The 8532-nt window shown below is 59.9% G+C and carries 6 protein-coding genes; 2 read left to right on the top strand and 4 right to left on the bottom strand.

Annotated elements, in window-relative coordinates; all coding sequences use genetic code 11:
* Positions 1 to 383: 383 nt before the first annotated feature.
* From C7450_RS10015 to C7450_RS10030, 4 genes are all read right to left on the bottom strand, one after another.
* Positions 384 to 632 (bottom strand): hypothetical protein, encoded by a 249-nt coding sequence (locus C7450_RS10015; RefSeq protein ID WP_146227309.1) that lies wholly within the window; start codon positions 630 to 632, stop codon positions 384 to 386.
* 407 nt (positions 633 to 1039) lie between these two features.
* The gene (locus C7450_RS10020) at positions 1040 to 1372 is read right to left on the bottom strand and encodes a hypothetical protein (RefSeq protein ID WP_146227310.1); all 333 of its coding nucleotides are present in this window, start codon (positions 1370 to 1372) and stop codon (positions 1040 to 1042) included.
* Positions 1373 to 2106: 734 nt separating this feature from the next.
* Entirely contained in the window at positions 2107 to 3702 is a 1596-nt protein-coding gene (locus C7450_RS10025) for a hypothetical protein (protein WP_146227311.1), read from the bottom strand.
* 33 nt (positions 3703 to 3735) lie between these two features.
* Positions 3736 to 4041: a helix-turn-helix domain-containing protein gene (locus C7450_RS10030; RefSeq protein ID WP_110374318.1), complete on the bottom strand. Its 306-nt coding sequence runs from the start codon at positions 4039 to 4041 to the stop codon at positions 3736 to 3738.
* A gap of 392 nt (positions 4042 to 4433) precedes the next feature.
* Between C7450_RS10030 and C7450_RS10035 the strand changes: the two genes are divergently transcribed.
* Both C7450_RS10035 and C7450_RS10040 read left to right on the top strand, forming a co-directional pair.
* Positions 4434 to 7847 (top strand): DUF4214 domain-containing protein, encoded by a 3414-nt coding sequence (locus tag C7450_RS10035; RefSeq protein WP_170147175.1) that lies wholly within the window; start codon positions 4434 to 4436, stop codon positions 7845 to 7847.
* Positions 7848 to 7876: 29 nt separating this feature from the next.
* The gene (locus tag C7450_RS10040) at positions 7877 to 8407 is read left to right on the top strand and encodes a helix-turn-helix domain-containing protein (RefSeq protein ID WP_110374320.1); all 531 of its coding nucleotides are present in this window, start codon (positions 7877 to 7879) and stop codon (positions 8405 to 8407) included.
* Positions 8408 to 8532 lie beyond the last annotated feature (125 nt).

Genomic DNA, 8532 nt, shown 5'->3' on the forward strand with positions numbered 1-8532 from the left:
ATCGCCGCATTCAGCGCCGTCGGCGCCTTCTTACCTCCCCCCGTCGGTCCCGCTTGTGACATCAATCAACGCTCCAATCCAACAAGGCGTATCATTTCGATGCAGCCTCATACCGCCTGCGATGTCCGGCGAGCCGAACGTACCGGGTCTTCGCAGCAAGAGGAGCGAGCCCGTCGCAATCGTCAGAGCGTCCAACACGCGGAGAGCCCACTTGCACGATGAGAGCCCACTTGCACGCGGAGAGCCCACTTGGATAACCGGGCTACGCCGTCCCGCGCGAAGTCGACGGTCCTTCCGCTCACCACAGGGGAACCTGGTCCGATCAATCCCCGCTCCGCACGACGCGTTTACCGGATATGCCCTTAACAAGGATTATCGGCGCCTCACAACTTCAAAACGATATCTCGGTTCTTGACCTGCTCCAACTTTCTAAGAAGCTCGACGATGGGGCAGGCGCGGGACAGCGTCCGGGGAAGGGCTCCGTCGCGCAGATAGAGATGCGCCCAGATGCAGCGCTCACCCTTTGACAGGGTGACGACACTGCCCTCGATTGTTGCCGAGACGGAACACCTTCTGCAGGATACTGGTTCCGCGATGGGATCGAGCATGGCAATGTCGGGTGTTCTACACATCTGCCCAGCTTCAAATGTCAAGGATTCACGCGAGCAATCGCCATCGCGCACGCATTGGGAGCCTTTGCTTGAACGCGTTTCTGTCAGGCAATTCATGGGTCAGCCCTGCACGCAAGGGTGTATTATTTTTACTTACCGTTGGCAAGTGCCGACCGCTCGTTTGGGCAGGCTCTCAAGTCCATGCGTGCCATAAGTGACTTGCATCCCGTAAGTTAGCCCCGGGGTGGGCGGAACGTCGTCGTGAAGATCAAGGTTCGCCGGATAGCGGGCTATGCTGCATCACATGGCTATGTTGCGATGCCGGATGCGCGTTTCGCAATCATTTTCTCGCAAAGAAGCGAGCATCACAAGCGATCCTATGCACGGCAACAGGCTTGATACGCTACCTGGAGAGCCGATAGAGCCAGCTAGACGTTCGCGTTGATGCCATTCTCCTCAAGGGCATGCTTCAGGAGGGAGCGAAGGCGACGGGGGCCGCGGCTCGCCGCTCGTAACGGCGAGGATGCAACATGAACGACGCCGTCGATCCAGGCGATATGGACAATGGTCTCTGCGAATTCGACATCGATAACGGCGACCCATTCACTTCCGTCTTCACTGACCGAGGAGGACATCTCAAACCGACGCCCTAATCTGTTTAAAACCTTCTCAAGCCAGGCGAGATCGGTAAGGTCCTGTTTGCCCGCGGACTTCAAGCGAAGATTGCTCATACACCCCTCAATCGTGAACTTGCGCGGCATGCATATTCGACATATCGAGCGCGACCGTTCGAGCTTATTTGAAAGAATTCCCCAAATTTGGAAATAAAGCGCCGCCTAATCTGCTTCATTTCAGGGTATTGTAAGCCCATATGCCCATTTTAGGGGTATATATTGCTGATCGCTATCCGATTGCCTTCAGCTGACAGCAGGGCAACATCACATCGACGCCTATTTCAACTCGTTCAGGAATGCCTGCAAGACTCGAAGCTGGTAGCATGGGCTATGGGCATGAGACAAATGGCACAGACAGGCGACAACGTGCTTAGTTATGCATAGACCGTTCTCCCAGATCGTGGCCTATACCCTTCTGTCCAACATGCGGCGGATCTTGCCGTCTACCGCGATGCGACCGAAACGGGGATGCCACTGTCGACACATGCGTCTGTTGACGCCTGAGGGACGATGACAAGCCCCACAGCGATCACCCCGGCCGCGCGAGATGGTACGATGCGGTGCGTGGATTGACCCTTGGCGAAACGTCGCATAGCCCCGCTGATCTCACGCTATTGTTTCATATCCATGTCGGCATAAGCTCGACCGTGGCTATTCACGACAGTATTTCATTTTCTGCACATTTAGTAGCCGCGCGTCCTTATCTCCCCGAATAGCTCGCGCAATGGATATGGAATATGAAACGGGCTTCCCGACGTATGGCAGTTTGCCGATTCGACACCAACACAAGCAGAGGATGGCGAATCGGGAGATCGAAACGCTCAGACCAACCAGACGTCGGTGCTCAAATAGCCGATCAGTGTGATGTGAGTGCCATCTTCTGCCGCGAGGGTTGTGAGGACGAAAGTCTTTTCCGGGCTGGGGGGGTCGTGGAGGTCGGAGGTGGCGTAGACGATGTCTCCTCCTCCCTGGCCGAAGGCATCCTTTCCACCTTCACCGCGAATATGCACGATGCGGTTGTTGTCCATGAAGTTCTCGACAAGGCTGATGACCCGCTCGCTCGGCACGATCCGATCGGTGGGCGTCGTATCCGGGACGGAAGAGACGGGGGGAGGAGACGTTGGGGCCAGGGGCGACGAGGGAGCGGGCTCGGCGACGGTAGGGGAGCCCGCTGTGTGGTCCGGTTCTGGCGGCGTTCTGTCCTCAGGGAACACCGGAGAAGGAAGGCGAGAGAGGCCGTCTATGCCCGGATAGTCGCCCGCGGGATAGCTCTCCTGGGGCATGTGGCTTTGACGCGCGGCGAGGATCCTTTCGGCCGCGGGGGCATCTGATGAGCGATCGTCCGCCACCAGGAGCTCAGGCTGGTGCCCGCCCGCGCGATCCAGGCTGGCAAGTTGCACCTCAGGCTCGGCGTCGGGCGCAGAGTTGCTGCTGCGCCCGCCCGCGAGCATCAGATCGATTGCTTGCTTCACCGCATCGCTGATCTCGTCGGTGGCGGCCTGGAGTTCCGGCACCGATTCGGCCGCTGCCAGCGGTGATTCACCGCCCTCGGCAACCCGGCCGGCCGGCTGACCGACGCTGGCGGTGGCCACCATATGAGGCGCGCCGCTGGTAATTTCGGCAAGTTGAAGCCTCTCGGGCGCGCCGGCAGATGCCGGTCGCGGAGGGACATCATGCTGCGCCGCGCTTCCCTGGTGGAGATCTACGTCCCCTGTGCCCGCCCCTGTGCCCGCGCTCCCATGGGTGATATCCGATGTCGCCACGTCCATCGTGTGGCCCGGGACATCGGCCGGCATGGCATGTTCTGCCGGGAACGCGGTCTCGTTGGATGGCCCCAGGGAACCGCGCTGGTGAAGCGCCGCTGCCAAGGCGGCAAGGAGAATGGCCGCCGCCGGAAAAGAGCCCTGATCCTTCAAGCGCGAAGCGGCCGTCGCAACCCAGCCATGGTTGCCTGCGGGGGCGAGCGGCACGCCGGTGCTGTAGGAATTATTGAGATTTTCGCTGAGATTCTTGACGAAAAGCGGTGCAACGAGGCCAGGCAGCAGGGCGGCCGGATGCGCGACGACGTTGGATGCCGCATCAGGCGTCTGCGCTACGGGCAGGCGTGCGACATGCCTTGTCAGAAAGCTCTCAACGGCCGCTCCCAGGGCCCTATCCTTCAGCGGTTCGCCAAAGCCGCTGGCGATGACGAAAAAGCCGTCGATATAGGCGATATGTATGATCGGGTCTTCAGTATCCACACATGTAAAGATGAACCATGGATCGCCCTCGTCCGAGCACCCATGTTCTGATTCTATATTGAGGCCGCAGCGCCGTATGGCGGCTTCGAGGCGCGCAAGATCCGCCAGATCCTGGGCTGTCCAGGCCTTGGATTTGCGCCGGAAGAAATAGAGATTTGTAATCGGGTTGCTTGCCATGGTCAGCCCAGCCAAGCGCGGGTCGATAGACGGCTACGCGCCTTCGCCCTCGAACAGGATGTCATAGGTGACCGGATCATAGAACTTCAGCATGGTCCGTACGAAAAGTCGCAGGTCGACCTGAAGGGCCTTGGACCAAGCACGATAGCGATCCGGCGGGATGCGGCCACGCCCCAACTCAAGCTGGGATATGAAAGTATAATACTGTGTGCCGACGAGGCCAGCGAGCTCTCGCTGGGACAGCCCCACACTCTCGCGCCGTTCCTTCAACCACCGTCCGGCGTCGCGTCTCAACGACTGAACGTCCGAATCATCTAGTCTTTGTGGATTTCCATACATGACGCGCCTCAAAATGCGACGTTTCCAACCTGCCATCAAGCTACCCCACTTGCGGGCGGGGTGCAATATTTGCTGTACGCCTGGGGTAGCGATTTTTCATTCAATAATTCGCGTGGTGTTGCATTCTTGCGGTTAACGGAACTTATCACACTGAAAAATATGAATTTTTAGCGATGCTTGCATCCATGCCTGCCGGAAAATGGGAATAAAAAAAGCTTACTACGAGCTTGTCTGGGTATGAGGAACGCTGTATACCCCCGCTACGGCAGACGCCTCGGCTTGTGGCCTGGCCTGCCCCTTTGTCTCGAGAGGATCCGTCCATGGCTCTTGATCCCGCAGTAGTTGCGTCTAACTACAAAGCAATACTTCGCGTTACGCCTACCCAGTCTCAAGTGAATGCTCTTGCCGGCACCTATGATACGGTGCAGGAACTGCAGAATCTTCTGATCACCGCGGCTCGCGGTAGCGTCAATCCTGTCGTCCAGCTCTACCAGGCTGTCTTCGGTCGCGTGCCTGACAATGCAGGCCTCGACTTCTGGGTTGCGAGCTACACGCAGGCGAATGTCGGCGGCAAGCTGACGCTCGGCAACCTGTCGACCGCTTTCGCGGTCAGCCCGGAGTTCCAGGCGCAGTATGACAATCTTCCCGACGCCGCTGTCGTCGCGACGATGTATGTCAACGTGCTCGGCCGCGAGGGTGAGCCGGCCGGTGTCCAGTACTGGACCGCGGCGCTCGGCCAGTGGACCCAGGAAGTGGGCCGCACCGAGGCTCTTTCCCGCCTCGTCCTGTCCTTCTCGCAGTCGCCGGAATTCACTGGGGCGTCGCAGGAGTACATCGCGGGCTTCCTCGAGCACGCTGCCGATGGTGCCCCCATCTACACCGGCTCGCTGTTCAACCCGGACTTCCTGCCGCCGGAGCCGCAGCCGGAGCCGCAGGTCATCCCGCTCAAATCTGGCGTTGACATTCTCGACATCCATGACGGCGACGTGGTTCGTGGCGGCACAGGCACGCTGACCGCCGGCGACATCATCACCGGTCACTCCGGTGAAGTGCAGCTCGAGTTCACCTCGGGTGGCTATGACGGCCAGACGATCACGAATGTCGACCTGATCCAGGTTGGCACCAGCGATGCTGCCGGCATGGGCGGCGTGACCGTCGACACCCGCCATTGGACCCAGATCGATGCCATCGCGCTCGACACGCTGCGCGTCGATACCGCGCTCACCAACCTCCAGAGCTCCGATACCCGCTACAGCATCGATGACGATGTCACGTCGAATGGTCTGCTCCACACCACGCTCGACTTCGACGCCCAGGCTGTCGGTGCCGGCAAGGTCGTGAAGCTCGGCCTGAAGGAAGTCCATGGTGATGTCCAGCTGACGGCTGACGTCGGTGCCAAGATCGAGACGGTCGCGCTGACCATCAACGACACGGCCGGCTTCACTTCTGACGTCAACTCGTTTAGCTCCCAGGGCACCACGAAGCTGACGATCGATGGCGGCGTTGCCGGCCTCGACTTCCGCATCAAGGGCGCTCTCGATGCCGGTCTCACCAGCATCGACGCTTCGGCCGCCAAGGCGAACCTGTCGCTGAACATCTCCGGCTCGACCACTGACATCAATGTCAAGCTCGGCTCGGGCAACGACAAGCTCTACACCGGCGACACGCTCTCCAACGGCGACGTGTTCAAGGGTGGCGCTGGCGACGACACGCTCTATGCGACCTTCACCAAGGCAGGAACGCGCGCGCCGACGAGCTCCGAGATCGAGACCTTTGACCTCACCTTCAACGGCAATGCGAAGCTCAATTTTGCCAATGTTGATGACGTCAAGACTGTGAACGTCAACCAGAGCACTGACCGCTTCCAGTTGGCCAACATGGACTCGACGGTCGCGAACCTGAACGTGTCCGGACTACAGGCAGATTCCTACCACACGATCGAATATGCCGCGGGCGTCACCGACAGCAATCTGAAGGTCACCTGGACCAACGACAAGGCCAACGACATCTATGCGGGTGCTCTCGGCGTCAAGAACGCTGGCGAGTTCCACTTCGAGTCGAAGGGCCAGTTCGACACCTACTTCCACAACATTGCTCCGGACCTCTCCGGCGATGCCTGGCAGTTCGATATCACTAATCCCACGCATCCCGTGACCCGCGTTCTCGAAGTGGTGAACAGCGGCAAGGGCGACCTCGTCCTCGGCGACAAGGGTGCCTATGCGAAGTTTTCCGGCCCCGACTACTACTACTTCATGGGTGACTTCTACGATATCGGCGGCACCAATGCGGTCACCGATATGTCCTTCGCCACGAAGGATACCGGCGACATCCTGCTCCGCGATATCCGTAACGTCGCTTCGCTTGAGCGTTTCGACGCCCATGCGACGGCGAGCGGCGACATCTACATCAACTCGGTCGGCCTCGGCCTGGCACTGGGCTTCAACAACCCGGCGCCGTTCGATGCCGCCCGCAACCTTGATGAGATTCATCTCTCTTCGGCGCAGGGCTCCACGACCAACGTCAACATCATCAACGCCCTTGGTGATCTGACGAGCCCGGTTCTGTCGAACGGCGCGACGCTTTCCGAGATCACGCTGGACGCCCAGAACGACTCCGAGACCAATCTCTGGTACCTCGGTGCCGGCGATGTCGAGAAGACCACGATCACGATTGCCAACGGCGCCTCGGTTGGCGTCAACACCTGGATCCTCGCCAACAACATCAATCAGGGTACCAGCACGGGAACTCTGACTGCGTCCGGCGCCGGCGTCCTCCAGGAAGGCGATTTCCAGAGCAGCTTCCATGGTAGCGGCGGTCACTGGTTCACGTTTGCTAACCAGGCGATCAAGACCCAGAACTACTCGGGCCTGACCTATGACACGGTCCATGTCGACTTCGAAAACGACACCGGCGGCGTCATCTTCACCGGTACGAACAACAACATTTCGGAAATATCCGTCAATCAGGACTTGAGCTTCGTCAGCTACGGTCCGGTTGGTAATAATGCTGGTGATGACAACTTCTACAACATCAATAACGAAAACAAGTATGGCGAGTCCGGTCACGCTTACGGCGACTGGATCAAGGGCGGCTCCGGCGCCGACTACATCAAGGCTGGCGGCGGAAACGACTTCGTCTACACCGGTGACAGCACGAACGGCCTCAATGGCGTCGATGCCGGTGCGGGCGACGACTATGTCGTGACCTACACGGCTGGCAAGAATCTCATCGCGCTGGGCACCGGTGACGACATTGCCATCTTCAACAACATCGGCCAGGCCAATGTCGGCGGCAAGCAGGTGTCGGACAACGTCATCTCCGACTTCAGCTCCGACGGCAACGACGTCATCGTTCTCGATGTCAGCAACATGAACAGCGAGTTCGGTGGCACCCTCGTCGACGGTAACGGCGTCGGCCTGAACCCGGTCGACGATGCGCTGATCGGCCTGACGACGGTGTTCCAGACCATCAGCGGCGACACGGATGTGGAGCAGCTGCCGTTCCAGAGCGCCAATGTCTTCCAGGTCGCTGGTACGTTCACCAACAGCCAGGAACTGGCACAGTCGCTCCAGTTCGGTGGTGACAACGAGCTGTTCAGCTCGCCGGGCTTCGGCAACCTCGATGTTGGCGATGTCCTGGTCGTGACCTGGCTTGATGATCAGGGTGACACGCATGTGTCGGGTGCCAAGATCGTCAGCACGCAGAACAACGTCCTGCACCAGACCTACAACTTCGATATCACCGATATCGTCGAACTGACCGGCGTGGTGGCCATCAACCACACCGAACTCGCCTTCACGCAGTAAGCGTAAGGTCAATCATCCAATTCCCCTGGATGACAGCGTTTCAGGACCCGGCGTACGCGCCGGGTCCTATTTTTCATTACCGTGCATGCCGACTTTCCAATCTGAGGCCGCACCGGTCGTCCTACGCGATCCCCGCACCGGAGGAAGTCATGAAGGCGCAGCCGATCACGCTTTCCGAGACCGCCCGCCTGGAACTCGAGCACTGGATGGAGACCGCCTCTCCCGATGAACAGGTGAGGGCGCGGTGCATTCTCCTTGCCGCCGCAGGCGCGCGGAACAATGCCATCAGCGAAATTGTCAATCTCTCCCAGCAGGCTGTTGGGAAATGGCGCAAGCGTTATGCGGACATGGGGCTTGAGGGCATCAAGGAGCCGCGCCGCGGCCGTTTGCCCAAGTTCGATGTCGACGCCATCGAGCAGGTGGTGAGCCTCCGCTTCGCCCGGGAATGCGCGTCGGGCCCCGGCGAAAGCTGGTCCATCCGCAAGCTGGCCGCCACCTCCGGCATGTCGTTCCGCACCGTGCAGAAAATCGTTAAGGCCGCCGCCGCCACGGAGAGGTGACCGGCCCTCCCCGCGCCAGAGCGCGAGGGGGCGAGATAGGCATATTCGCCGGCGCTCTCCGCGTCCCACCACATGGCGCAGAGGTGGTGGCCGCCGACGGGCGGGTCGGCCTCCAGCACCCTGAG

Origin of the sequence: Chelatococcus asaccharovorans (assembly GCF_003201475.1) — a bacterium.
GTDB classification, from domain to species: Bacteria; Pseudomonadota; Alphaproteobacteria; order Rhizobiales; family Beijerinckiaceae; genus Chelatococcus; species Chelatococcus asaccharovorans.

Excerpts from the sequence above, each read along its gene's own strand:
- C7450_RS10015 (WP_146227309.1), bottom strand. The coding sequence starts at position 632 with ATGTGTAGAACACCCGACATTGCCATGCTCGATCCCATCGCGGAACCA.
- C7450_RS10025 (WP_146227311.1), bottom strand. The coding sequence starts at position 3,702 with ATGGCAAGCAACCCGATTACAAATCTCTATTTCTTCCGGCGCAAATCC.
- C7450_RS10040 (WP_110374320.1), top strand. The coding sequence starts at position 7,877 with ATGACAGCGTTTCAGGACCCGGCGTACGCGCCGGGTCCTATTTTTCAT.
- C7450_RS10020 (WP_146227310.1), bottom strand. The coding sequence starts at position 1,372 with ATGCCGCGCAAGTTCACGATTGAGGGGTGTATGAGCAATCTTCGCTTG.
- C7450_RS10030 (WP_110374318.1), bottom strand. The coding sequence starts at position 4,041 with ATGTATGGAAATCCACAAAGACTAGATGATTCGGACGTTCAGTCGTTG.